Consider the following 23,875-nt stretch of genomic DNA (forward strand, 5'->3'; position numbering starts at 1 on the left):
CGCGCGGATCAGACCTGGCCGGCCTTCTCCAGGGCGGAGCAGCAGGTGTCCACGATGAGGCGGGTCACCAGGTAGGGGTCGACGTTGGCGTTGGGGCGACGGTCTTCGATGTAGCCCTTCTTGTCCACCTCGACCTGCCACGGGATGCGGACCGAGGCGCCGCGGTCGGAGACGCCGTAGCTGAACTTGTTCCACGGGGCGGTCTCGTGGTGGCCGGTGAGGCGCTCCTCGATGCCGGCGCCGTAGTGCTTGACGTGCTCCTGGGCGTTGGTGGCCAGGGCCTCGCAGGCGGTGATGATCGGGTCGTAGCCCTCGCGCATCGCCTTGGTGGAGAAGTTGGTGTGCGCGCCGGCGCCGTTCCAGTCGCCCTTCACCGGCTTGGCGTCGAGGGTGGCGGCGATGTTGAAGTCCTCGGCGACGCGGTAGAGCAGCCAGCGGGCGATCCACAGGTGGTCGGAGACCTCCACCGGGCCCGCCGGGCCAACCTGGAACTCCCACTGGCCGGGCATGACCTCGGCATTGATGCCGGAGATCGCCAGGCCGGCCTCAAGGCACAGGTCCAGGTGCTTCTCGACGACCTCGCGGCCGAAGACCTCGTCGGCGCCGACGCCGCAGTAGTAGCCACCCTGCGGGGCGGGGAAACCGCCGATCGGGAAGCCGAGCGGGCGGCCCTCCTTGAAGAAGGTGTACTCCTGCTCGATGCCGAACCACGACTCCTGGTCGGCGAACTTCTCGGCCACCTCGACGGCGGCGGCGCGGGTGTTGCTGGAGTGCGGGGTCATGTCGATGTCGAGGACCTCGCAGAGCACCAGCACGTTGTCACCGCCGCGGATCGGGTCCGGGCAGACGAACACCGGCTTGAGCACGCGGTCGGAGGAGCCACCGTCGGCCTGGTTGGTGCTGGATCCGTCGAAGCCCCAGATCGGGAGCTCGGCGCCGTCGGCCAGGATCCTGGTCTTCGAACGGAGCTTGGCGGTCGGCTCGGTGCCGTCGATCCAGATGTATTCAGCCTTGAAGGTCATCGGCGGAGTCCTTGAGGAGGAAGAGGGCTGCTGCTCTCAAAGAGTCGCAAGTCGCGATTTCGCATCTGTTGCCCGAATGTGAACAGGATGTTACTCAAGCCCGTTTTGCCAGGCAGAAGGGGTGAAGAAACTTTGCACATGCTCTTTTCGCGGCTGTGAGCTGCCCTTTCGCGGCCCGGACGGCGCCGGGCCGCACCCGTGGCATCCATGCCATCTGTGGCATTTGTGGCATCCGTGGTCTGTGGCATCCATGGGACGTCAGTCCTCGAAGACGCCGAACAGGCGGGCGGAGGCGGATTCGTGGGCCAGGCGGCGCATCACGTCGAGGACCCGGCCGTTCACGACGGTCCCGACGACCAGGGCTTCGACCGCGCTCTCGCGGGGACCGTCGAAGGGGATGGTGCCGATCTCGTAGTCGACCAGGCGGGCGGCGGCCTCGGCGTACGGTCGCAGGGTCTCCCCGGTGGCGGGCATGCCGGATCGGCCGAGGGTGAGGATGGCCTGGGCGAGCTCGTCGCGGGTGGGTGCCTCGGGATCGATGAGCCACCCGAGGCCGGCGATCAGGCGGTCGGTCTCGTCGCGGGCGCGCCGCCAGTCATCGTCCTCGGCGTGGGCCTCGACCGTGGGGGCGATGGCGTAGTGGGCGGTGCCGAGCACATGGTGCATGTCCATGTCCTCGTCGTCCACGGCGGCGATCACCTGGCGGATGGACGCGATGGGCAGCCGTCCGACCTCCAGCAGCGCGCGGATCAGCCGCAGCCGGCGCACATGGCTCTCGCCGTACTCCGCGCGGGTGGCCGAGGTCTGCTCTCCCGCGGGGAGCAGACCTTCACGCAGGTAGTACTTGATCGTGGGAATCGGGACGCCCGACGCGGCGCTGAGCTGGGATATCCGCATTATTGGATAGTACAGCTAGCCAATGATGTCGTTCGCGCGTCGCGGGTCGCCCGCGTTCGAGGCCGGGCGCCCGCCCCCGCTCATGGTCCGTCCTGGAGCGCGGGACGGACGTCGATGACCGTCATCCCCGCGGCGAGCGCGGCGGCGATCCCCTCGTCGGTGTCCTCGTAGGCGACGCAGGTGTGCGGGGCGGCGTCCAGGAGCCGTGCCGCCAGCAGGTAGACGTCGGGAGCCGGTTTGCCGTACCGGACGTCGTCCCTGGTGACCACGGCGTCGAAGAGCGGGCGCAGGCCGGTGGCGCGCAAGGTCCCCTCCACCGCCTCGCGTCGGCCTCCGGAGGCGACCGCCATCGGCACCCGGCCCCGGTGCGCCTCGGCGACGGCGGCCACCCGCGGGTGGGGGGCGACGGTGGGGATCAGCCACTGGTAGGTGTCGAGCGCGGCCGCCCGGATCGCGGCCTGGTCCAGTTCGATGCCGGTCTCGATCTCCAGCTCGGTCAGCAGCCGATCGCCCGACAGCCCGGTACGGGCCTGATACCACGCCGGATCGAGCTCCACCTGCCAGTCGGCCAGCGCGGTCCGCCACGCGGTCTCGTTGGCGGCGGCGGTGTCGACGAGGGTGCCGTCACAGTCGAAGACGAGGGCGGCGTACGGCGTGGTGGGCCGGAGTCGTTGATCTAGCATGATCACCTAACACGTGGCTGTGGATCTTCACCCAGCCTACCGTGCATTGAACCGAGCAAGCGCTTGCCTAAGTTGTCTGCGCGGGCTAGCGTGACGGGCGACGGCCGCGATCCAGGAGATCCTCACGGAGAATCTCCGGCCTTCCCCGGCCCACGGACGTCGCCCGCCGGGGCGGATCGCGCCCCGCCTCGGCGGGCGACACGACCTCTCGGGAGCCACATGCGGGGCAGGGCGGCCGTCGCCGGGATCGGGATGACGGCGCTGACGCGCCGGTCGGGCAGGACCGAGCTGGAGCTCGCGGTCGAGGCGTCCCGGGCCGCGCTGGCCGACGCCCGCGTGGCGGCCGGGCAGATCGACGCGATCCTCAGCTATCACATGAACGACTCCGTCCCGGTGGTCCAGGTGGCGAGGGCGCTGCGGATCGAGAAACTGGGCTGGCACAACGACATCACCGGCGGCGGCACCCAGGCGGCCTCCGTCCTGGGCGACGCGGCGATGCTGGTCGCCTGCGGACTCGCGCGCAACGTGCTGGTCTACCGGGCGCTGAACGGCCGCTCCGGCAAGCGCATGAACACCGTCTCCACCGGCCCTCAGGAACTCTTCACCGTCCCCTACGGCATGGCCGGGCCGATCCCGATGTTCGCCATGGCCGCCCAGCGCTACCTGCACGAGACCGGCCTCACCGAGGAGCACCTGCACGCCGTCGTCGCCCAGTCACGTGACAACGCCGCGGCCAACCCGCGGGCCCTGCGCCGGGACCCGCTGCCCCTGCGGGAGTATCTCGCCAGGCCGTACGTGTGTTCGCCGCTGCGGACCGTGGACTGCTGCCAGGAGACCGACGGCGCCTGCGCGTTGGTGGTCCGCGACGTACGGCTCGCGCCCGACGCCCCCCGGATTCACACCGTGGTCAGGGGAGGCGGCCCCGGCTGTTCGTCCATGGACCGATCACCCGACGTCAGCGCGATCTTCTCCGCTCACCTCGCCCCGATGCTGTGGGAGGCCTCGGGCATGCGTCCGGCGGACGTCGACGCCGCCCTGCTCTACGACGCCTACTCCTGGCTGGTGCCCCGGCAACTGGAGGACTTCGGCCTGGTCGGGCGGGCGGAGCTCGGGGAGTTCCTGCTCCGGCGCGGCCACGCCGCGGTCAACCCGCACGGCGGCCTGCTGTCGGAGGGCTACGTGCACGGGCTCAACAACGTGGCGCAGGCCGTACGGGAGCTCAGGGCGGGGCGGGAGACGGCGCTGGTGACCGGGTTCGGCGGCAGTTACGGCAGCGCCGCGCTGCTGGTCCGGCCCTGTTGAGCCAGGCTGAGCCCGATTGAGCTCGGCCGAGTCCGGTTGAGTCCGGCCGAGTCCGGTTGAGCCCGGTTGAGCCGGGCCGCCCGAAGCCCGTTCGGCAGGGCTGTTCGGCAGGGACCCCGGGCCGACGGCCCGCGCCCCCGCCCGCAGTGGTCGTGCCGGTGGGGAGACAGTGGTCGTGCCGGTGGGGAGACAAGGGCCTTCGCTCCGGTCGCGGATGACACGGAGATCGCCAAGTTACGTTGAGGTCACCGCGACACCGCTTTTTCGGATGGGTCTTGACGGGCGCCGCGCTTAAGAATAATTTTCACCAAATCGCTTTTCGGGTGAAAGGAATGCCTGTGGCAGCAGGAGCACTCGGGCGCATCCAGACCGAGACGCCCGCGCTGCCCGAAGCTCTGCGCCGGGTCGGCGAGGCCATCTTGGCCGATCCGGCCGAGGCGGCCCGCTCGACGATCATCGCGCTCGCCGAGCGGAGCGGCAGCTCACCGGCCACCGTCACGCGGTTCTGCCGGGTGTTCGGCTTCACCGGATACGCCGGGCTGCGGGTCGCGCTGGCCACCGAGACCGGCCGCGCCGCGCAGGCCAACTGGGACGCCAACGTGGGCCGCGAGATCGGCCCGACCGACCCGCTCGACACGGCGATCGGTGTGATGGCCGCCGCCGACTCCCGGCTCATCCAGGAGACCGCGGCCCAGCTCGACGCGGGCGTCGTGGCCAAGATCGCTGACGCGATCGTCGCGGCCCGGCGGGTGCTGATCTTCGGGGTCTCCGTCAGCGGCGGGGCGGCCGCCATGATCGGCGGACGGCTCCGCAGGATCCGGGTGCCCTGCTGGAGCCACGCCGACGCCCATGAGGCGCTCGCCGACGCGGCGCTACTGGCCGAGGGCGACGTCGCGATCGGGATCTCCCACCAGGGGCGCACCCGCGAGGTGCTGGAGTCGCTCGCCGAGGCCGGGGACCGGGGAGCGCTGACCGTCGCGGTCACCTCCTTCGCGCGCTCCCCGCTGGCCGACCTCGCCGACCTGGTGCTGACCACCGCGAGCCGGGAGACCACCTTCAGACTCGGCGGCCTGGCCGCCGTCCATTCCCAGCTCTTCGTGCTCGACGCCGTCTACGTCGCGGTCGCGCAGCGCACCTACGAGCGGACCAGCCAGGCGTTCGAACTGACGGTCCGAGCACTGGAGAGCCACCGCGTGGAGAGGAGCTGACCATGGACAGCGGAGGGGACAGCAGAGGAGACGGCGGAGTCGACGTCGGGGCCGCCGACTACGTCCATGAAGTGAAGGCCCTGGTGGACGAGGTCTCCCAGACACAAAGGGCCGCGGTCGGGAAGGCGGCCGGGCTGATCGTCGGCTCGCTGCTCGACGGCGGGGTGATCCAGGCGTTCGGCTCGGGCCACTCCGAGGCGATCGCGATGGAGATCGCCGGCCGCGCGGGCGGCCTGGTCCCCGCCAACCGGCTCGCGCTGCGCGACGTCGTCCTGTACGGCGACGCCCCGGTGGACGTGCTCAGGGGAGCTCCCAGCGAGCTGGAACGCGATCCGAAGATCGCCCGGCGGATCTACGAGCTGGCCCCCGTCCGGCCGCAGGACGTGTTCATCCTGATCTCCAGCTCCGGGGTGAACGGATCGGTGGTGGAGCTGGCCTCCATCGTCAAGGACGAAGGGCACCACCTGATCGCCCTGACCTCCGTCCAGCACAGCACCGAGATGACCTCCCGCCACCCCTCGGGCCGCAAGTTGCTCGACCTCGCCGACGTGGTGCTCGACAACGGGGCCCCGTACGGCGACGCGATCATGCCGCTTCCGGACGGCGGCGTGTTCGGCGCGGTCTCCACGATCACCTCGGCGCTGCTGGCCCAGATGGTCGTGGCCGAGGTGGTGCGCGGCCTGATCGAGGCGGGCCGGACCCCGCCGGTCTACCGGTCCGTCAACACGATCGGCGGCGACGAGCACAACCGGGCTCTTGAGGACCGCTATGCCGGAAGGATCCGGCGAGGTGCCTGACCATTCCCCTGCAGGAGGAAGCATGACTCACCTGTCCCGGCGCGAGCTTCTGCGCAGCGCGGTTCTGGCGGGGCTCGCCCTGCCGGCCCTGTCGGCCTGCGCCAGCCCCGCCGGCTCCGGCGGCGCCTCCCCGGCGCAGCCGGCCGCCGGAGCCACCAGCGCGGCCAACCCGCTCGGTCTGGTCGAGAGCAGGCCCCTGGAGGTCTGGATCTTCGACGGCGGCTTCGGCGACGCCTATGCCAAGGACATCCACGAGCCACTGGTCAAGGCCAGGTTCCCCAAGATGGAGATCAAGCACAACACGACCAAGGAGGTCGCCAAGACCCTCCAGCCGCGCTTCGCCGGCGGCAACCCGCCGGAGGTCGTCAACAACTCGGGCGCCAACGCGATGGACTTCGGCGCCCTGGTCCAGGACGGCCAGCTCGCCGACCTCACGCCCCTGTACGACGCGCCGAGCTGGGACGACCCCGCCGTCAAGGTGCGCGACACGATCGACCCCGCCGCGATCGAGCTGGGCAGCTACGACGGCAAGCCGTACGTCATGAACTACGCCAACACCGTCTGGGGGATCTGGTACTCGCAGAAGCTCTTCGAAGCGGAGGGCTGGCAGCCGCCCAAGACCTGGGCGGAGTTCCTGGCGCTCTGCGAGACCATCAAGAAGTCCGGCAAGACCGCGCCGTTCACCTACGCGGGCAAGCACCCTTACTACATCTACGAGACCATCCTCACGCTCGCCGCGAAGATCGGCGGCAAGGACGTGCTGAAGAACATCGACAACCTGGAGGACGGCGCCTGGAAGGCCGACCCGGTCAAGCAGGCCGCGACCGCCTTCGCCGAGATCGGGGCCAAATACCTCCTGCAGGGCACGGCGGGCCTGGACCACGTCCAGACCCAGACGGCGCAGAACAAGGGCCAGGTCGCCATGCTGCCCTGTGGCTCCTGGCTGGAGAACGAGCAGAAGGACTCCACCCCGGCCGACTTCGGCTACGCGATGTTCCCGCTGCCCGACTTCGGCTCCTCCGACGCCCTGCCGTACGGCACGCTGCACGCCCAGCCGGGCGAGGAGTACATCGTGTCGGCCAAGTCGGCCAATCCGCGGGCGGGCCTGGAGTACATGCGGGCGATGCTCTCCAAGGAGGGGGCCGGCAAGTTCATGGAGCTGGTCTCCACGCTGACCGTCGTCAAGGGCGCGGGCGAGGGACGCACGCTCAAGCCGGGCCTGAAGAGCGCCTCGGCCGCCCTGGCCGCGGCGGGCGACAACACCGTCTGGTTCCTGTTCCGCAAGTGGTACGCCGAGATGCACGACGAGGTGGCCGCGGCGACCGGGCAGCTCATGAGCGGCAAGCTGACCGTCGACCAGTGGATGGACCGGGCACAGCAGAAGGCTGACTCGATCAAGAACGACTCCTCGGTGAAGAAGTTCAAGAGGTAACGGTGGGCGACCATGGCGCGGAGCGGACCCGGCGCGGTGAGCGGCGCGGTCCGCGAGGCACGGGCGGTCCGCGAGGCACGGGCGGTCCGCGAGGCGGGCGAGGAGCGGGGAGCGAGCTGTGAACCACGGCAGGACGCGGTTCGTCACCGGGTTCCTCGCGGTCCCGGTGGCGCTCTATCTGATCTATGTGATCGCCCCCTACGCGCAGGCCTTCTACATCGCGCTCACCGACTGGCGCGGGGTGAACGCCAACCCGCGGTTCGTGGGGGTGGACAACTTCCGCAGGCTCCTCGGCGACGACGTCTTCTGGGAGGCGGTGGGCCACAACCTCATCCTGCTGATCCTGATGCCGCTGCTGACCATCGGGATCGCCCTTTTCTTCGCCTTCCTGCTCAACGCGGGCGGGCGGGGCGGCACCGGGGGCATCTGGGGGTCGAAGTTCTACCGGGTGGTGTTCTTCTTCCCCCAGGTGCTGGCCGTCGCCGTGGTCGCGGTCCTGTTCCAGCAGGTCTTCAGGCCTGACCGCAGCGGCATGCTCAACGCTCCGTTGATGGCTCTCGGGTTCGAGCCGGTCGGGTTCCTGTCCGACACCGGGATCGCGTTGTGGGCGATCCTCGGTGTGCTGGTCTGGCAGGCGGTCGGCTTCTACGTGGTGCTCTTCTCGGCGGGCATCGCCTCCATCCCGCGCGACATGTTCGAGGCGGCGGCTATCGACGGCGCCGGGGGAGCACAGCTGTTCTTCCGGGTCACGCTGCCCCTGCTGTGGGACACCATCCAGGTCGGCTGGGTCTATCTCGGCATCGCCGCACTGGACGTCTTCGCCGTGGTGTGGGTGATGACGGCCGAGCATGGCGGACCCGACCACTCCACGACCGTGATGGCGGCGGAGATCTACCGCAACGCGTTCGAGTACTTCAAGTTCGGCTACGCCTCCGCGATGGGCGTGGTGCTGTTCTTCTTCATCGTCGGGTTCGCGGCGCTGGCCCTGCGCCTGTCGCGGCGTGAGCGAATCGAGTTCTGAGTGGCGGACGCGGTGGTTTCCCGGAGCCGGGCCTACGCCCGGCAGGAGCGCAGGAGGCGACTCGGCCCCCTGTCGGCTCTGACGCACGTCGCGTTGCTGGTGTGGACGGTCCTGGTCGCGGTGCCGATCGTGTGGACGTTCCTGGCCTCGGTGAAGAGTGAGGACGAGATCTTCGGCGACGCCTGGTCGCTGCCGGCCTCGCTCCGCTTCGACAACTGGGCCAGGGCGTGGGAGCAGGCGCACATCGGCCAATACATGATCAACAGTGTCGTCGTCGTGGGGTTCGGCACGTTCGGGACCATGCTGTTCGGCTCGATGGCCGCTTACGTGCTCGCCCGCTACCGCTTCCGCGGCAACCGGGCCGTCTACCTGCTGTTCGTCTCAGGGTTGGCGTTTCCGGTCTATCTGGCGCTGACCCCGCTGTTCTTCGTCGTGCAGAACATGGGCACGCTCCCGGTGATCGGCCGCTTCATCGGCCTCAACACCCATGGTGGCCTGATCCTGGTCTACATCGCCTACTCGCTGCCGTTCACCGTCTTCTTCCTCGCGGCGTTCTTCAGGACCCTGCCGGGAGCGGTGGCCGAGGCGGCCTTCGTGGACGGAGCCTCGCACACCCGGGTGTTCTTCCAGATCATGCTGCCCATGGCCAAGCCGGGCATCGTCAGCGTGACCGTCTTCAACGTGCTCGGCCAGTGGAACCAGTACCAGCTCCCGCTGGTCCTGCTCACCTCCGACAGGGAGAAGTGGGTGCTCACGCAGGGCATCGCGGAGATCTCCACCGCCGCCGGCTACGACGCGGACTGGTCGGCCCTGTTCGCGGCGCTGAGCATGGCCATCCTGCCCATGCTGATCGTCTACACGCTCTTCCAGAGCCAGATCCAGAAGGGTCTGACCGCCGGGGCGCTCAAGTAGCCGGTTAACCTTCCCTTAAGAAGATCATATTTCGCATTTAAGGGAGAACGGGTTGACGCGTGCGCCGTATCGACGGTTAGGTTCGTTAGGAAAGTTTCCTAACGAGGGGGCGAATGATTCTCGCCTCCGGTCGCTCCTCCACCACCCCTCTGGAGAGACACGTGCCCATCTCGTCAGATTCGCGCTCCGGTCGCCGGGCCCTGCGACTCCTCCTGGTCCCGGTCGTGGCCGCCGCCCCCGCCCTGGTCGCCTTCGCGCCCCCCGGACACGCGGCCGAGCAGGCCCCGGCCTCCTCCGCGTCCTCGCAGCAGTCGGTGACCGCCGCGGTCGATCTCACCGACCCGCGTAAGAAGGACATCGCCATGCAGATCGTATCCAGTGCGGAGAACTCCTCTCTTAACTGGAAGGCGCAGTACAAGTACATCGAGGACATCGATGACGAGCGCGGCTACACGGCCGGGATCATCGGATTCTGCTCCGGCACCGGCGACATGCTCGACCTGGTCGAGCTCTACGCCCAGCGCAAGCCCGGCAACGTCCTCGCCAAATACCTGCCCGCCCTGCGCAAGGTCAACGGCACCGACTCCCACAAGGGCCTCGACCCGAACTATCCGAAGGACTGGGCCACCGCGGCCAAGGACAAGGTCTTCCAGCAGGCGCAGAACGACGAGCGCGACCGGGTCTACTTCAACCCGGCGGTCCAGCAGGCCAAGCAGGACGGCCTGCGCGCCCTGGGCCAGTTCATCTACTACGACGCGATCGTCATGCACGGTGACGGCGACGACTCCGAGAGCTTCAGCTCGATCCGCAAGAACGCCCTGAAGAAGGCGAAGCCGCCGGCGCAGGGCGGCGACGAGGTCAAATACCTGCACGCGTTCCTCGACGCGCGCAAGGTCGCGATGAGGGCCGAGGAGGCGCACGAGGACACCAGCCGGGTCGACACCGCGCAGCGGGTCTTCCTCAACAAGGGCAACCTCGACCTGGACACCCCGCTGTCCTGGAAGGTCTACGGCGACCCCTACACGATCAGCTAGCGGATCCCGGCCCGTCCCCGGCGGGCGCGAGCGCGCCCGCCGGGGATGCTTCGTCCCGGCCGGGATCGGCGGATCCGTTCGAAGACACCGCGGCCGGTCAGACGAGGCCGGTCAGACGAGGCTGGTCAGACGGTGAGCCGGATCCCACCGGGAGGCGTTCACCCACGTCCTCGCTGTCAGGCGAGCTGCGTCTCGGGCCGCCGGGCCGGTGCCGTACGGCGGTCGAGCAGGGCCGAGATCGCCGTGACGCCGAGGGCGGCGGTCACGAGCAGGGCGCCCACCCAGTTGGGTGCGGTGTAGCCGAGGCCGGAGCCGATGACCAGCCCGCCGAGCCAGGCGGCGAGGGCGTTGCCCAGGTTGAAGGCCGCGATGTTGACGGCGGAGGCGACCGTCGGCGCTTTCCTGGCGTTGTCGAGCATCCGCGTCTGCAGGGGTGCGACGGTGGCGAAGCCGAACGCGCCGAGCAGGAAGAGCGTGATCATCGCGGGGATCTGCGCCCGTGCGGTGAGGGTGAAGACCGCCAGGACCAGTGCGAGACCGGCCAGTGTGATGTACAGGCTGGGCATCAGGGCGCGGTCGGCGAAGCGCCCGCCGAGCAGGTTGCCGATCACCAGGCCGACACCGAACAGCACCAGCAGCCAGCTGACGGCGCCCTCGGAGAAGCCGGCGATCTCGGTCATCATCGGCGTGATGTAGGTGAAGGAGGCGAAGACGCCGCCGAAGCCGAGCGCGGTCGTCGCGACGGCGAGCCACACCTGCGGGTTGCGGAGCGCGGCCAGTTCGGCGCCGATCCGGGCCGTCGTGGAGCGCGGCTGGTCGGGGACGAGCGCCGCTATGCCGATCAGGCCGATGACGCCGAGGGCGGCCACGGCCCAGAACGTGGAGCGCCAGCCGAAGCTCTGGCCGAGGAAGGTCCCCATCGGCACGCCGAGCACGTTGGCGAGGGTGAGGCCGGTGAACATGAAGGCGATCGCGCTGGCTCGCCTGTCGGGCGCGACGAGGTCGGCCGCGACGACCGAACCGACGCCGAAGAACGCGCCGTGGCAGAACGCGGCGACGACGCGGCCGGCCATCATCACGCCGTAGCCCGGCGCGAGCGCGGAGAGCACGTTGCCCACGATGAAGACCACCATCAGGGCGAGGAGCAGGTGCTTTCTACGCATCCGGGTGCCCAGAAGGGTCATCGGGAGTGCTCCGACGGTGACCGCGAGGGCGTAGCCGGAGATCAGGTAACCGGCGGTGGGAATGGAGACGGAGAAGTCCGTGGCCACCCTGGGAAGCAAGCCTGCGATCACGAACTCGGTGGTGCCGATGCCGAAGGCGCCGATGGCCAGCGCGAGCAGGGCGAGAGGCATGGAGCCCTCCTGGTGTCTCACGACACGTCCTACAACAGATACAGGCGTTGACAATAGTTGCATGCGCATATGATTGCAAACGCTGGCAATATGCGTTGACCTGGTATATCTGCTGGGAAGGGCCGGACGACGTCACGGCGCACTCGACGGCTTCCACCGATCAGCCGCCTGTCACCAACGTCATGACCGAGTACACCTGGACAGGCAAGACGCGACCCATGGGCCAAACGGGATTACCGTGATCAAACACCCACTAACGAACGATCTGGATTCGTGCGGTCGCGGTCGCCACGGCCACGGGCCTGCCGTCGGGGCCGATCAGCTCACCGGCAAGGAAGCACACATCCTTGCCGCGCTGCACGATTCGCCCCCGTCCCAGAAGCCGTCCGGGGCGGGCGGGACGGAGGAACTGAACATGGAGATCGAGAGTCGGCGCGAAGTGGTTCTCCGGCAACGTCGCGACCAGCGCCGGACCCAAGGTGTCATCGAGCATCGCGGCCAAGAACCCGCCCTGGATCACACCTACGGGGTTCGCAAACTGATCGCCCGCCTCAAACGCCACCTCGATGGTCCCCTGCTCCGGATCGACGCCGACCAATTCCCATCCCAGAAGCACCGCAGCAGGCGGCGGCGGTACCCGCCCTTCCAGCACATCCCAGAACAACCCACGCCTTTGCGTATCCATCTCCATGAAACACATTGAACAGGTCCCCACCGACACCCTGGGCAAGCAAGATCCCTTGCGTCCACATGCCCGGCAAGAGCGGTACGCGGACTACCCGCCCGACACATCGGGGCTACTCGTCCGGTGTCCTGAGTCGTTAATTCGTTTCATGGTTGATGTATGAGTCGACCAGGCCCGAAGCCGCCGCCGGTGATCCCGAGCGAAGAGGAACGAGCGGAGCCGGAGCGGCGGACGCGCCGCCGGAGCACCGCTCAGGCGTCGGCGATGCGGGCCCGGATCGTGCCGGCCTGTGCCCAGCCGTCACAGGAGGCCGATACCCCGACGATCGGTGAGGTGGCCGAGCAGGTCGGGGTGTCGCGGCCGGCGTTTCTCAAGAAGATCGACGCGGCGGTCCCGGCCGGGTTGGAGGTGTGTCTGATCTGCGGCGACCACGCCACCCGCATGCTGCGCCGCTGCACGCACCGCAGCGTCAAGGAACCCGAAGCCGATATCCGGGCCTGGATCGACGCATGGAACGCCGATTGAGCCGAGAAAATCCTGGCCGGCGACTGCGGTTTCCCTCTTGGCCTGCTACGACGTGAGCCTGTGGCGGATGTCGGTCAACACGTTGTTCCGATCGTTTGTGAACGCCTCCTTGTGCGATGGTCTTGAATCTCTGACATTGAGATGGTTCGTGAGCCGAGAGGTCGCCTTGTCATATGGTGGCGGCATGCTGGAGCGCCGGCCGCCAGGGGGTTCGCTCAGCGACATGGTGGCGAAGGGCGCGTGCCTGCCGGGGTAGGTTCCAGGTCACGGCGCCTGTGACGCGGCCGTCGATGCCGTAAAGGGCGGCGAACCGGTGGGTGGTGGGGTCATCGGCGATGATGTGGAATTCGCCGTCGCGACCGGTGAGGCCGTACGCCTGGATTTTCACCTCGTATTGGTCGGTCCAGAAGTAGGGCACGGGCGCGAACGAGGCTTGTGCCCCCAGAAGCGTTTCCGCGGCGGCGGTGCCTTGCTCGGTGGCGTTCATCCGATGTTCGACGCGCATGCGCCCGAGGTGAGGGTGTTGCCAGGAGGCGAGGTCGCCGGCGGCGACGACGCCGGGTGCGGCCTGGCACCTCTGATCACATTCCACGCCGTCTCCCAGGTTCAGTCCGCTATCGGCCAGCCAGCCGACTGCCGGCGTCGCGCCGATGGCCACGAGCACCAGGTCGGCCGGCACGTGAACGCCGTTGTCCAGATTCACGCCGTTCACCCGGCCATCGTGGCCGGTCAGTCCGGTGACCATGGTGCCGGAGCGGATGCGCACACCATGCCGCGTGTGGAGCTCGGCGCACAGCTGCGCCACGTGGTCTCCGAACTGGCGGATCATCGGCGCGGGAAGCGGATCGATCAAGGTGACGTTCAGGCCGAGTTCTCGGGCGACCGCGGCGACCTCCGAACCGAGGAAGCCTGCGCCGACGATGGCCACCGAGCTGGCGGCGAGCAGCCCTTTCCGCAGGGCGAGGGCGTCGTCGAGGGTGCGCAGCACATGTACGCCGCCGAGTTCGTGTCCCGCGGGCAGGTGCCGCGGGGTGACCCCGGTAGCGATCACCAGCCCGTCGTAGGCCAGCACGCTGCCGTCGGAGAGGGTGAGTTCGCGCGCGTCGGTATCGAGGGCGAGGGCGGTGATGCCCAGCAGCCAGTCCGCGCCCAGGGCGGTGAGGGCGTCGTGGCGGCGCAGCGCCACGCGGTCGGTGTCCCACCTGCCGCGCAGGATCTGCTTGGACAGCGGCGGTCGATCGTAGGGCGGTCGCGGTTCCTCTCCGACCATGGTCAATGAACCGGTGAATCCGTTCCGGCGCAGGGTTTCGGCGGCGGTCAGACCGGCCGCCGAAGCACCTACGACCACGATGCGAGCGGGCTGGTTCACGACGCGGTCAGTGTGATCGCCAGGGCCGGGCAGATGCGGGCGGCCTCACCGACGCCCTCCTGCAGCCCGGGTTCCGGGCTGTCCTGGAGGAGCATGACGATGCCATCCTCGTCGCGCTGGTCGAACACTTCGGGTGCGATGAGGACGCATTGCCCCGAGCCGGTGCAGGCGTCCTGATCGATGGTGACTTTCATACGCTTTCTCCTTCTGTGATTTACCAGGTGACGGGCAGTTCGCGGACGCCGTAGAAGACCGCGTTGTGTTTGAACGTCAGGTGTTCCAGCGGCGTGGTCAGGGCCAGGGTGGGGATGCGCCGGTAGAGGGTGCCGTACACGACCTGCAGTTCCACTCGGGCCAGTGGCTGGCCCAGACACTGGTGGACGCCATAACCGAAGGCGACGTGGTGGCGGACCTTGCGATGGACATCGAGAGCGTCAGGGGCGGGGAAGGCCGACGGGTCCCGGTTGGCGATGCTCTTCACCACGATGATGCCTTCGCCCTTGCGGATCAGCCGGCCGCCGATCTCGAGATCCTCCCGCGCGACGCGGCGGGCCTCGGTGTGGGTGATGGACAGGTAGCGCAGAAGTTCTTCGACGGCGTTGGCCACCAGCGCGGGGTCGCCGTCACGGACCGCGCTCAGCTGTTCCGGGTGCGCCAGCAACGCGGCCGTGCCCAGCGCGATCATGTTCGCGGTGGTGTCGTGCCCGGCCACCAGAAGGAGCTGACCCATCGTGGAAATCTCCCGCCGGGTCATCGCGCCGCTCCGATACTGCTCGACGGCCAGCCTGCTGAGGACGTCGTCGCCCGGCTCGGCGTTCTTCTCCGCCACCAAGGCGTCCAAGTAGACGTTGAGCTCCTCGCTGGCGGCCATGGCCTGGGCGGGATCGCCCTCATCCATGACCAGCGCGCCCGCCACCCGCTGGAAGAAGGCGCGGTCGGCGTAGGGCACGCCCAGCAGCTCGCAGATCACCAGCGAGGGAACCGGTAGCGCGATCGCCTCCACCAGGTCGGCCGGATTCGGACCGGCGAGCATCTCATCGATGAGGTCATCAACAATCTGCTGGATCCTGGGCCGCAGCGCCTCCATTCTTTTGATCATGAAGTCTGCCGTCATAAGCCGCCGCTGCGCGGTGTGCTCCGGCGCATCCATCTGCATCAGCGTCTTCATCTGCGCGTCGCGAGCCTTGCTCACCGCATTGGTGTGCGGGAAGCCAGGTTGTGCGACGTCGACGCTGACGCGCGGATCGGCGAGCACCGCGCGAGCATCCGCGTAACGGGTGACCATCCACGGGGTGCTGCCGTCCCACAGTCTCACGCGCGAAATCGGCGCTTCTTCGATCCGGCGGCCCAGCTCCGGTGCCGGATCGAACGGACATTCCTTCGCGCGGGCCATCGGAAACATCTGCGGCTCTGACAGGGCGTCAGCCATGGGCTCTCCTTGTATCGAATGCGGTCAGTGATGATGTCGGGCGTGTGCTGAACAGGAAATCGAGGTCCTGAGCCGGACACCCGGTCACGAGCCTTGGTGAAGCGGGGCCTGATCGGCCGGGTCCGTCCGGCTCGTGCGGTTGGCGGTGTGCGCGGTCAGAGCGCCGATCGCGCAGATGATCGCGAGTCCGAACAGCACGTACCGTGCCGCCTCCAGCATCGAGGCGCCGGCCAGGTTGACCAGGACCCCGGCCACCGCCGTGCCGAACGCGATCGACAGGCTCGTCACGGTGGCGATCGCCGCCGCTGCCCGCCCTCCTTCCGCCGGATCGGAGACGCTGGACATCGCGGCCACCGACAGGTGCGGGTAAGCCAGGCCGATTCCCGCCCCGGCGACGAACAGCACCGGCACCCACACGAGCACCAGCCAGATCGGCGTGTCCTCTCGCTGCAACAGCCCCTGGACGAGGAGACCGAGTGCGAGCAGCACCGGGCCGAGCACGCGCAGCCGGCGCACCGCACGCTCCCCGGTCACCGACGAGCTGCCGATCTGGGTCACCGACCAGCCGAACGAGATGGCCGCGGCGAAGAACCCCGCCACGAGGGGTGGCAGCCCGGCCAGCCGCTGGCCGAACAGCGGCAGGAACGACTCGACCGCGACGCCGAAGGCCAGCAGCCCCAGCGTCAGGTAGACCCACTTCAACGACGAACCCCGCTGGTACGTCGTACGCGGAAAGACCCGAAGCTCGCTGCGCCGCTCATGGACGACGAACCCGGCCACCAGCAGCAGCGCCACCCCGATACCGGCCGCCTTCGCGAGCGTGCCGACCACGACCCCCGCCATGCTCACGGCCCCGGCGGCTGCCGTGACCAGCAGCAGCGACCCAGCCGGAATCGGCACCCGCGTGTCGCCGCGTTCGCTGCGCGGTAGGACACGGGGCACGATCGCGCCACACCCGGCCCCGATCACCGCCATCAGCCCGAACGCCAGCCGCCACGACCCGAACTGGGCGAACAGCCCGCCGAGCGCCGGACCGGCGAAGTTCCCCACGCCGTACATCGCCGACATCAGCGCGGCGCCGCGCGTCCACAGCCGGGCCGGCAGCGCCGAACGGATGACGGCGAACCCCAACCCGGACAACAGCCCGGCGCCCAGCCCCTGCACACCGCGGGAGACCAGCAGCATCGCCATCGCCGGGCTCAGCGCACAGGCCAGCGAGCCCGCCGTGAACATGGCGAAGCCGAGAAGATAGGCGCCGACATTCCCCCATCGGGACAGCAACCGGCTGGTCAGCATCGTCGTGATCACCATGGCGACGAGGTAGACCGTCATGTTCCAGGCGTAGAAACTCCCGCCGCCGAGATCGGCCACCGCGGTCGGCAGCAGACTCGCCGCCAGATAGATGGTGATCGCACCGACCAGCACCCCGCCGGCCAGCACGATCGCCGCGCCGAGGTACTCCCGGCCCAGCAACTCCCGCCACGCGGGCGGGGCGGAGGGAGAAGTGAGGCTCACGCGCTCACCTCCACCATTCGTTGACGGCCGCCTTGTGCCTCCCCAGATTCGAACTCGCCGGCCACGGCCATGAAGCCGTTCCGCGTCTCGGCCGGTCCGCAGCGCAGCCGCAGGCCGAATGTCTCGATGGCGGGTTTCGCGCCGCCGCGCTGTTCGTAGTCGCCAGCACTCATGACTTCAAGGCTGTCGTTGAACTGTCCCCGGAGACTTTTCCGTCTCCTGCCGTCAACGGGGCTGGGCCGATGGATGAGAAAGCCTCAAGCCGCGGTGGAACCTGGTGTGGGCGGTCACTGAGCCCCACCCAGCTCAACGAGCTCGGCCTGCCGTTCCTGATCTCCCCGTGAGTCGCGGACGCATTCAGCCGACACCGACCGCCATGAACAGCGCGGCCGGCTCCAGCGCCTCTCGTCGCCAGGACGACGGAGGCCGTTCCGGGGCCGACGTCGGCTTCAGGAGATGTTCGTGAAGTGCGGCGTTCCCATCGATCATGCCGCCGGCCTGACCAGTGGCTGTTTCGTTATCTCGCGGGATGCGATCACAAGCAGGTAAAACCGAAGAATCCCCAGGTGGGAGCGGTGTGACAGGGATTACACCGCTTCCGCTCAGCTGAGATGACGGCCTAACGGGTGGCGGGGACGTTCTTCAGGGCCTCGCGCCGGCTGAGGCCGCTGATGCCCATGTGGTCGACATAGCGGACGACCTCGCCGGGGTTGGTCTTGGCATACTCGCGCAGAGCCCAGCCGATCGCCTTGCGGGCGAAGAAATCGGTGTCGGACAGGCTCGGCTCGATGCAGGCGTAGAGCAGGCCGGTGTCGGTGGCGGACCTGAACCTGTTCTGGCAGAGGATGGCCGTACGGCGCTTCCACAGGTCGCCGCCGCGGGCCCATTCCAGCATGAGCGGGCGCATGGTGTCGGGAAAGGCCGACAGGAGGCCGCCCACGCGGTGGACGGCGAGGTCGTCGACGTAGTCCCACCAGGCGCCGGTGACGATCATCTCCTCGTACATCGGCAGCGCGTAGAGGCTCTGGAACCCCCGGTACGACCGATGCCCGGTCAACTCGATCGCCGCGTAGCGCTCCTCGCGGTACTCGGCGTCACGCCACAGCGCCAGCACCGCTCTGCGCCACTCGGGCGCGGTCTCGAAGACGTGCTCGGCGAAGACCCTCTTCAACGCGGTACGGCGAGGCGTGGACTGGACCCCCAGGAAAGGCATGTCCGACTTCATGTAAGCCTGCATGACCGGAGCCTTGCCGGGGTCCGCCACCTCGCTGAGTGCGAGCCGTACGGCCTTGTGCAGTGCTTCCACGCTCGCTCACCATTCCTCGTTCGCTTCGCGGACGACTCGTCCCTCGCCGGCCGCTGCGCTCGCTGCGTCGGGTTCGCTCGCGGCTTCCACGCTCGCTCACCACTCCTCGTTCGCTTCGCGGACGACTCGTCCCTCGCCGGCCGTGCTCGGCGCGGCGGGCTCCCCTCGCGGGCGTCACTCCTTGTGACTGCTCCGCTCGCCGGTCGCCAGGCCGTCGAACAGGACCGTGATGTAGTGCTCGGCGAGGCCGGTGGTGTTGAGGCGGCCGCCCGGGCGGAACCAGCGGACCGCGACCCAGATGGTGTCACGGATCATGCGATAGGTGAGCTTGGGGTCCACGTCGGCGCGGAACTGGCCCGCCGCCTGGCCGAGCTTGATCTGCTCCACCCACATGCGCTCGACTTCGTCCTCGGCCTTCACCAGGTAGTCGAAGCGGTCGCCGGGAAGGGAACGCAGGTAGTTCCAGTCGTTCTGCATGACGGTGATCGCCGCGCGGTGCGGTTCGAGGGTGCTGAACCCGATGCGCACCATCTCTGAAAGGATTGCGCGGGGTTCGCCCTCCTGCTCCAGGGCGGCGCGGTAGCGACCGACGAGGTCGTCGAGGAAGGTGGTCAACACCTCGTCGACGATCGTCTCCTTGGAGTCGAAGTGGTGGTACAGGCTCCCGGACAGGATGCCCGCCTCCTCCGCGATCTCGCGGACGGTGGTCGCCTGGAAGCCCTTGCGGGCGAAAAGCTCGGCGGCGAGTTTGACGAGGTGGTCCCGGCGCTCGGAGGCGGAGCCTGATGAGGCCGCGCGCTTCGCCGTGCCCTGGCGCTTGACCGGAGTGGTGGTCGCGCCGCCGGAGTTCTTTCGCGTGTTCACATCTCCCATTATGAGCCCTTGCGCAATCGCTTGTTCGCATTAACGCGCCAGCTCATCCCCTCCCTTGTATGTAACCAAGCGCTTGCTACCCTATCGGAAGGCTCCTACCGAAGGGAACGCAATGGCTGAGGCATACATCGTCGGCGCCGTCCGGACTCCCGTGGGCCGCAGGAACGGCGGTCTGGCCTACGCCCATCCCGCCGATCTGGGCGCGCACGCGATCGGCGAACTCCTCCGGCGCACCGGCGTGGACCCCTCGGCGGTGGACGACGTCGTGTTCGGTTGCGTGGACACCGTCGGCCCGCAGGCCGGGGACATCGCCCGCACCTGCTGGCTGGCCGCCGGCCTGCCGCAGGAGGTGCCCGGCGTCACGGTCGACCGCCAGTGCGGCTCCTCCCAGCAGGCGGTCCACTTCGCCGCCCAGGCGATCCTGTCCGGCACCTCCGACCTGGTCGTGGCGGGTGGCGTGCAGAACATGAGCCGGATCCCGATCGCCTACGCCATGACCGCCGGGCAGGCGCTCGGCTTCGACGGCCCCTTCGCGGGATCGAAGGGCTGGCAGTCCCGGTACGGCACGCAGGAGGTCTCGCAGTTCCGCGGCGCCGAGATGATCGCCGCCAGGTGGGACATATCGCGGCTCGACATGGAGGAATTCGCCTACGAGTCGCATCTGCGGGCGCTGCGCGCCATCGACGAGGGCCGGTTCGCCGCCGAGATCACCCCCTATGAGGGTGTCACCACCGACGAGTGCCCCCGCCGCGACACCACGCCGGAGAAGATGGCCGCCCTCAGAACCCTCGTGGACGGCGGGCGCCTCACCGCCGCCGTCTCCTCCCAGATCTCCGACGGCGCCGCCGCGCTGCTCGTCGCCTCCGAGGGGGCGGTCCGCGCCCACGGCCTGACGCCGCGCGCCCGCGTCCACCACATGTCCGTGCGCGGTGACGACCCGATCATGATGCTCTCCGCCCCGATCCCCGCCACCGCGCACGCGTTTCGCAGAACGGGCCTGTCGATCGGCGACATCGATGCCGTCGAGGTCAACGAGGCGTTCGCCTCCGTGGTGCTGGCCTGGATGAAGGAGACCGGCGCCGACCCCGCCCGGGTCAACCCCAACGGCGGCGCCATCGCCCTCGGCCACCCGCTCGGCGCGACCGGCGCCCGGCTGATGACCTCTCTGCTGCACGAGCTGGAGAGGACCGGCGGCCGGTACGGCCTGCAGACGATGTGCGAGGGCGGCGGCCAGGCCAACGTGACGATCATCGAACGACTCTGAGGCCCGGTCGTCCGGTGAGATCCGGCCCGGCATGCCCTCGTGGGTATCGCCAGACGGCGGTCTTTCTCCCCGTCGCGGTGCAAGGCCAGGGCATGGGGCGGCCGGGTCGTGCTTAGCATGAAAACGTGCGCGCCGACCTGGTGACATTGGCCCTTTGCGGCGACGTCATGCTCGGTCGCGGTGTCGACCAGATCCTCCCGCGACCCGGTGATCCGGCGCTGCACGAGAGGTACGTCCGGGACGCCCGGGCCTACGTCGAGTTGGCGGAGGCGGTGAACGGCCGGATCTCTCGTCCGGTCGACTTCTCCTGGCCCTGGGGAGATGCCCTGGAGGCACTCGACGAGGCCGCGCCCGATGTCCGGGTGGTGAACCTGGAGACGAGCATCACGAGAAGCGACGAGTTCGCGCCATGGAAGGCCGTGCACTACCGGATGAATCCGGACAACCTTCCCTGCCTGGCCTTGGCCCGGCCTGATGTCTGTGCGCTGGCGAACAACCACGTGCTGGACTTCGGCCGCCGGGGGCTCGAAGAGACGCTCGACGTTCTGGCCGGGGCAGGGCTTCGGGCGGCGGGGGCGGGAAGGGACGCGAGCCAGGCGCGGCGACCGGCGGTCGTCGCGGTCGGCGGGGGCGGGCGGGTCCTGGTCTTCTCGTTCGGAACGGCGTCCAGCGGCATTCCGCCGGGATGGGCGGCGGCCCGGGATCGGGCCGGCGTCGACTTCGTCCCCGAACCGTCGGACGCCCACGCGGCAGAGGTCGCCGATCGGGTGCGCCAGGCGAAGCGTCCCGGTGACATCGCGGTCGCGTCGGTCCACTGGGGTTCCAACTGGGGTTACGGCGTCTCCCGAGATCAGATCCGCTTCGCGCGCGCGCTGCTCGACGGCGGCGTCGACGTCGTGCACGGGCATTCCTCGCATCATCCCCGACCCATCGAGGTTTATCGCGGCAGGCTCATCCTGCACGGTTGTGGTGATTTCATCGACGACTACGAGGGCATCACCGGCTACGAGGACTACCGGGACGACCTGCGACTGCTGTATTTCGTGTCGCTGGATCCGGACTCCGGAAAGTTGGCCGGTTTACGGATGGCGCCCATGCGGGCCCGGCAGATGCGACTTCATCGCGCCTCGCGGGAAGACTCCGAGTGGCTTCAGGCGGTTCTCAACCGGATCGGCCGCCATCTCGGGTCGCGGGTGGACCTTGAAGCGGACGGCATGCTCACCCTCGGCGGTCGTGACGCGCGGTGAACGCGACCGGACGCACCTCTCCCGAAGATCTCGTCCGGGCCGTCCGGGCCGTCCGGGCCGTCCGGGCCGTCCGGGCCGTCCGGGCCGTCCGGGTGGCGGGCATCCGCGGAGACGTCGAGCTGTTCGTCGGAGACGGTGGCGGCGGCGCTTCCGGCCGGGGAGTCCCGCGCCGGCCGGGCACCTCCAGTCCCAATGGTCACTCTGATCGCTGGATCCGGAGTCGAAGGCTCATGGTCAGCCCTCTAGCAATTAGGAAAGTTTCCTATTAGATTTGCGCCAAGCCGCTGGGAGCGCTTTCCCGGGGGAGCCTGGAACAACATGGTGTCTGCGTGTCCTCGGCATCAGGTGCCGGCCGGCCGTCAGGCGAGGAGGGTGCATGAAGCGCGGCTCAGAGCTGCTTCGTCTGGCGGACACGGTCGTTCTCCCGGGATTCGAGGGAAAGGCGCCGCCCGACTGGCTCCGCCGCCGTCTGTCCGACGGTCTGACGGGAGTGGTGCTCTTCTCCCGGAACATCGCCACCCCGTCCCAGGTCGCCGATCTGACCGCCGCCCTCCGCGCGGAGAACCCGCAGGTCCTCATCGGCATCGATGAGGAGTCGGGGGAGGTCACGCGCCTGGAGGCCGCGGCCGGAAGCACTCGGCCGGGAAACTTCGCCCTCGGCGTCGTCGACGACGTCGAGCTCACCGAGGAGATCGCCAGGGATCTGGGCCGCGATCTCGCCCTGGCCGGCGTCAACCTCGACTTCGCCCCGTCGGCGGATGTGAATTCCAACCCGAACAACCCGGTCATCGGCCTGCGTTCCTTCGGCGCCGACCCGGACCTGGTCTCCCGGCACACCGCGGCCTGGATCCGGGGCCTGCAGTCCACCGGCGTCGCCGCCTGCGCCAAGCACTTCCCCGGCCACGGCGACACCTCCGTCGACTCCCACCATGGCGTCCCGCTGGTCACGGCCACCGTCGAGGAGCTCCAGGAGGTGGCACTGCGGCCCTTCCGCGCGGCCGTCGCCGAGGGCGTTCGCACGGTCATGACCGGTCACCTGCTGGTCCCCGCCTTCGACGCCGCCATGCCCGCCACGCTCAGCGGGCGGGTGCTGCACGACCTGCTCCGGATCGAGCTGGGCTTCGACGGCGTCATCGTCACCGACGGCATCGAGATGGCCGCCGTCTCCGGCCCGCACGGCATCGGCGGCGCCTCGGTGCTGGCCCTCGCCGCAGGCGCCGACGCGATCTGCGTGGGCGGCGAGCACGCCGACGAGCAGACCGCGATCGCGGTGCGCGACGCCATCGCCGACGCCGTGATCGAGGGCCGGCTGGCCGAGGAGCGGCTGGCCGACGCGGCCGAACGGGTCTGCGAACTCGCCCTGTGGGGCGCGTCCACCGGACACGTCCGCCGTTCCGCGCCCGCCCGCCCCGGCGACGTCCCGATCGGCCTGGCCGCGGCCCGGCGAGCCCTGCGGATCACCCGTCGTTCCGCGTCGGTGGTCCTCCCGCTGGTCGCCCCGCCCCACGTGGTCGAGCTCGCCCCGGAGACGAACCTCGCGATCGAGAAGGACACCCCCTGGGGCGTCGGGGAACCCCTCGGCAAGCTTCTGCCCGGCACCACGGTGGCCCGCCTGGACGCCTCGACCGCCACCGGCGGCGCGATCGAATCCGCCCTGGCCGCCGCGGCCGACCGCCCCCTGGTCGCCGTCGTGCGCGACGCCCACCGTCACCCCTGGCAGGCGGACGCCCTCAACCACCTGCTGGCCGCCCGGCCGGACGCCATCGTGATCGAGATGGGCCTGCCCGGCCGCTCCGACTTCGGCGCCCTCCACATCGCCACCCACGGCTCCGCCCGGGTCTGCGGCCAGGCCGCCGCCGAATTCCTCATTTCGTGAATCCCCCGCCGCGCCCCGGCGAGACACCGGGGCGCGGCACCGGCGGAGGAGTCAGCCCTTCGGGCATCCGGTCAGGGCGGCCGTGTACTCCGGGTTCGGCTCATGAGCCTCGGGCGCCGCTCC

General features: G+C 69.2%; 23 protein-coding genes. 11 read left to right on the forward strand and 12 right to left on the reverse strand.

The features are described from left to right. Window positions 1-8: 8 nt before the first annotated feature. The 3 genes from glnII to ACQPYK_RS10995 all read right to left on the reverse strand — a co-directional run bounded on the left by glnII (window position 9) and on the right by ACQPYK_RS10995 (window position 2,602). Window positions 9-1,022, reverse strand: a complete 1,014-nt coding sequence (glnII, locus tag ACQPYK_RS10985; RefSeq protein ID WP_433253778.1) for a glutamine synthetase — start codon at window positions 1,020-1,022, stop codon at window positions 9-11. A gap of 258 nt (window positions 1,023-1,280) precedes the next feature. Beyond that, complete coding sequence (locus ACQPYK_RS10990) at window positions 1,281-1,919, reverse strand: MerR family transcriptional regulator (RefSeq protein WP_433253780.1); 639 nt, start codon at window positions 1,917-1,919, stop codon at window positions 1,281-1,283. 80 nt (window positions 1,920-1,999) lie between these two features. After that, window positions 2,000-2,602: an HAD family hydrolase gene (locus tag ACQPYK_RS10995; RefSeq protein WP_433253782.1), complete on the reverse strand. Its 603-nt coding sequence runs from the start codon at window positions 2,600-2,602 to the stop codon at window positions 2,000-2,002. A gap of 219 nt (window positions 2,603-2,821) precedes the next feature. Between ACQPYK_RS10995 and ACQPYK_RS11000 the strand changes: the two genes are divergently transcribed. From ACQPYK_RS11000 to ACQPYK_RS11030, 7 genes are all read left to right on the forward strand, one after another. Then, entirely contained in the window at window positions 2,822-3,904 is a 1,083-nt protein-coding gene (locus tag ACQPYK_RS11000) for a thiolase C-terminal domain-containing protein (protein WP_433253784.1), read from the forward strand. A 332-nt stretch (window positions 3,905-4,236) separates the two neighbouring features. Continuing rightward, the gene (locus tag ACQPYK_RS11005) at window positions 4,237-5,112 is read left to right on the forward strand and encodes a MurR/RpiR family transcriptional regulator (RefSeq protein ID WP_433253786.1); all 876 of its coding nucleotides are present in this window, start codon (window positions 4,237-4,239) and stop codon (window positions 5,110-5,112) included. A 2-nt stretch (window positions 5,113-5,114) separates the two neighbouring features. Further along, window positions 5,115-5,909: a sugar isomerase domain-containing protein gene (locus ACQPYK_RS11010; RefSeq protein WP_433253788.1), complete on the forward strand. Its 795-nt coding sequence runs from the start codon at window positions 5,115-5,117 to the stop codon at window positions 5,907-5,909. Window positions 5,910-5,931: 22 nt separating this feature from the next. Continuing rightward, window positions 5,932-7,341: an N-acetylglucosamine/diacetylchitobiose ABC transporter substrate-binding protein gene (gene ngcE, locus ACQPYK_RS11015; protein ID WP_433253790.1), complete on the forward strand. Its 1,410-nt coding sequence runs from the start codon at window positions 5,932-5,934 to the stop codon at window positions 7,339-7,341. Between the two features lie 118 nt (window positions 7,342-7,459). Beyond that, the gene (locus ACQPYK_RS11020; protein WP_433253792.1) at window positions 7,460-8,362 is read left to right on the forward strand and encodes a carbohydrate ABC transporter permease; all 903 of its coding nucleotides are present in this window, start codon (window positions 7,460-7,462) and stop codon (window positions 8,360-8,362) included. After that, on the forward strand, window positions 8,363-9,274 hold the full coding sequence (locus tag ACQPYK_RS11025; RefSeq protein WP_433253794.1) for a carbohydrate ABC transporter permease: 912 nt from the start codon (window positions 8,363-8,365) through the stop codon (window positions 9,272-9,274). It abuts the gene before it with no gap. Window positions 9,275-9,435: 161 nt separating this feature from the next. Beyond that, the gene (locus ACQPYK_RS11030; RefSeq protein ID WP_433253796.1) at window positions 9,436-10,308 is read left to right on the forward strand and encodes a chitosanase; all 873 of its coding nucleotides are present in this window, start codon (window positions 9,436-9,438) and stop codon (window positions 10,306-10,308) included. A gap of 176 nt (window positions 10,309-10,484) precedes the next feature. Here the strand turns inward: ACQPYK_RS11030 and ACQPYK_RS11035 are convergent, their stop codons facing one another. Then, window positions 10,485-11,663 carry an MFS transporter gene (locus ACQPYK_RS11035; protein WP_433253798.1) on the reverse strand — a complete coding sequence of 393 codons (1,179 nt, stop codon included), beginning with the start codon at window positions 11,661-11,663 and terminating at the stop codon, window positions 10,485-10,487. 253 nt (window positions 11,664-11,916) lie between these two features. Further along, window positions 11,917-12,354, reverse strand: coding sequence for a PaaI family thioesterase (locus ACQPYK_RS11040; RefSeq protein ID WP_433253800.1), 438 nt, complete (start codon window positions 12,352-12,354; stop codon window positions 11,917-11,919). Window positions 12,355-12,612: 258 nt separating this feature from the next. Here ACQPYK_RS11040 and ACQPYK_RS11045 point away from each other — a divergent pair, with 258 nt between their 5' ends. Continuing rightward, the gene (locus ACQPYK_RS11045; protein ID WP_433253802.1) at window positions 12,613-12,873 is read left to right on the forward strand and encodes a hypothetical protein; all 261 of its coding nucleotides are present in this window, start codon (window positions 12,613-12,615) and stop codon (window positions 12,871-12,873) included. Between the two features lie 169 nt (window positions 12,874-13,042). On the opposite strand, the gene ACQPYK_RS11050 is transcribed toward ACQPYK_RS11045, so the two are convergent. From ACQPYK_RS11050 to ACQPYK_RS11080, 7 genes are all read right to left on the reverse strand, one after another. After that, window positions 13,043-14,242, reverse strand: coding sequence for an NAD(P)/FAD-dependent oxidoreductase (locus ACQPYK_RS11050; RefSeq protein WP_433253804.1), 1,200 nt, complete (start codon window positions 14,240-14,242; stop codon window positions 13,043-13,045). Beyond that, window positions 14,239-14,436, reverse strand: a complete 198-nt coding sequence (locus ACQPYK_RS11055; protein ID WP_433253806.1) for a ferredoxin — start codon at window positions 14,434-14,436, stop codon at window positions 14,239-14,241. Before ACQPYK_RS11055 ends, ACQPYK_RS11050 begins: the two co-directional genes overlap by 4 nt. A gap of 20 nt (window positions 14,437-14,456) precedes the next feature. After that, complete coding sequence (locus tag ACQPYK_RS11060) at window positions 14,457-15,671, reverse strand: cytochrome P450 (protein WP_433253808.1); 1,215 nt, start codon at window positions 15,669-15,671, stop codon at window positions 14,457-14,459. Between the two features lie 84 nt (window positions 15,672-15,755). After that, window positions 15,756-17,186: an MFS transporter gene (locus tag ACQPYK_RS11065; protein ID WP_433253810.1), complete on the reverse strand. Its 1,431-nt coding sequence runs from the start codon at window positions 17,184-17,186 to the stop codon at window positions 15,756-15,758. Further along, window positions 17,183-17,359 (reverse strand): hypothetical protein, encoded by a 177-nt coding sequence (locus ACQPYK_RS11070; protein WP_433253812.1) that lies wholly within the window; start codon window positions 17,357-17,359, stop codon window positions 17,183-17,185. Before ACQPYK_RS11070 ends, ACQPYK_RS11065 begins: the two co-directional genes overlap by 4 nt. Window positions 17,360-17,805: 446 nt before the next feature. Continuing rightward, window positions 17,806-18,492, reverse strand: coding sequence for a DNA alkylation repair protein (locus ACQPYK_RS11075; protein WP_433253814.1), 687 nt, complete (start codon window positions 18,490-18,492; stop codon window positions 17,806-17,808). 174 nt (window positions 18,493-18,666) lie between these two features. Continuing rightward, window positions 18,667-19,356: a TetR/AcrR family transcriptional regulator gene (locus ACQPYK_RS11080; RefSeq protein ID WP_433253816.1), complete on the reverse strand. Its 690-nt coding sequence runs from the start codon at window positions 19,354-19,356 to the stop codon at window positions 18,667-18,669. Window positions 19,357-19,477: 121 nt separating this feature from the next. On the opposite strand from ACQPYK_RS11080, the gene ACQPYK_RS11085 reads away from it, so the two are divergent. The 3 genes from ACQPYK_RS11085 (at window position 19,478) to ACQPYK_RS11095 (ending at window position 23,752) form a co-directional block, all read left to right on the forward strand. Further along, a complete protein-coding gene (locus ACQPYK_RS11085) occupies window positions 19,478-20,629 on the forward strand; it encodes an acetyl-CoA C-acetyltransferase (protein WP_433253818.1) in 1,152 nt (383 codons plus the stop codon). 125 nt (window positions 20,630-20,754) lie between these two features. Then, a complete protein-coding gene (locus ACQPYK_RS11090; RefSeq protein ID WP_433253820.1) occupies window positions 20,755-21,876 on the forward strand; it encodes a CapA family protein in 1,122 nt (373 codons plus the stop codon). Between the two features lie 376 nt (window positions 21,877-22,252). Beyond that, window positions 22,253-23,752 (forward strand): glycoside hydrolase family 3 protein, encoded by a 1,500-nt coding sequence (locus ACQPYK_RS11095; protein ID WP_433253822.1) that lies wholly within the window; start codon window positions 22,253-22,255, stop codon window positions 23,750-23,752. Window positions 23,753-23,875: the final 123 nt, after the last annotated feature.

Origin of the sequence: Streptosporangium sp. CA-135522 (genome assembly GCF_050949235.1) — a bacterium.
In the GTDB taxonomy this organism is placed as follows: domain Bacteria; phylum Actinomycetota; class Actinomycetes; order Streptosporangiales; family Streptosporangiaceae; genus Streptosporangium.

Coding starts and splice junctions, on each gene's coding strand:
- glnII (WP_433253778.1), bottom strand. CDS start 1,022: ATGACCTTCAAGGCTGAATACATCTGGATCGACGGCACCGAGCCGACC.
- ACQPYK_RS10990 (WP_433253780.1), bottom strand. CDS start 1,919: ATGCGGATATCCCAGCTCAGCGCCGCGTCGGGCGTCCCGATTCCCACG.
- ACQPYK_RS10995 (WP_433253782.1), bottom strand. CDS start 2,602: ATGCTAGATCAACGACTCCGGCCCACCACGCCGTACGCCGCCCTCGTC.
- ACQPYK_RS11000 (WP_433253784.1), top strand. CDS start 2,822: ATGCGGGGCAGGGCGGCCGTCGCCGGGATCGGGATGACGGCGCTGACG.
- ACQPYK_RS11005 (WP_433253786.1), top strand. CDS start 4,237: ATGCCTGTGGCAGCAGGAGCACTCGGGCGCATCCAGACCGAGACGCCC.
- ACQPYK_RS11010 (WP_433253788.1), top strand. CDS start 5,115: ATGGACAGCGGAGGGGACAGCAGAGGAGACGGCGGAGTCGACGTCGGG.
- ngcE (WP_433253790.1), top strand. CDS start 5,932: ATGACTCACCTGTCCCGGCGCGAGCTTCTGCGCAGCGCGGTTCTGGCG.
- ACQPYK_RS11035 (WP_433253798.1), bottom strand. CDS start 11,663: ATGCCTCTCGCCCTGCTCGCGCTGGCCATCGGCGCCTTCGGCATCGGC.
- ACQPYK_RS11040 (WP_433253800.1), bottom strand. CDS start 12,354: ATGGAGATGGATACGCAAAGGCGTGGGTTGTTCTGGGATGTGCTGGAA.
- ACQPYK_RS11045 (WP_433253802.1), top strand. CDS start 12,613: ATGCGGGCCCGGATCGTGCCGGCCTGTGCCCAGCCGTCACAGGAGGCC.
- ACQPYK_RS11055 (WP_433253806.1), bottom strand. CDS start 14,436: ATGAAAGTCACCATCGATCAGGACGCCTGCACCGGCTCGGGGCAATGC.
- ACQPYK_RS11060 (WP_433253808.1), bottom strand. CDS start 15,671: ATGGCTGACGCCCTGTCAGAGCCGCAGATGTTTCCGATGGCCCGCGCG.
- ACQPYK_RS11070 (WP_433253812.1), bottom strand. CDS start 17,359: ATGAGTGCTGGCGACTACGAACAGCGCGGCGGCGCGAAACCCGCCATC.
- ACQPYK_RS11085 (WP_433253818.1), top strand. CDS start 19,478: ATGGCTGAGGCATACATCGTCGGCGCCGTCCGGACTCCCGTGGGCCGC.
- ACQPYK_RS11095 (WP_433253822.1), top strand. CDS start 22,253: ATGAAGCGCGGCTCAGAGCTGCTTCGTCTGGCGGACACGGTCGTTCTC.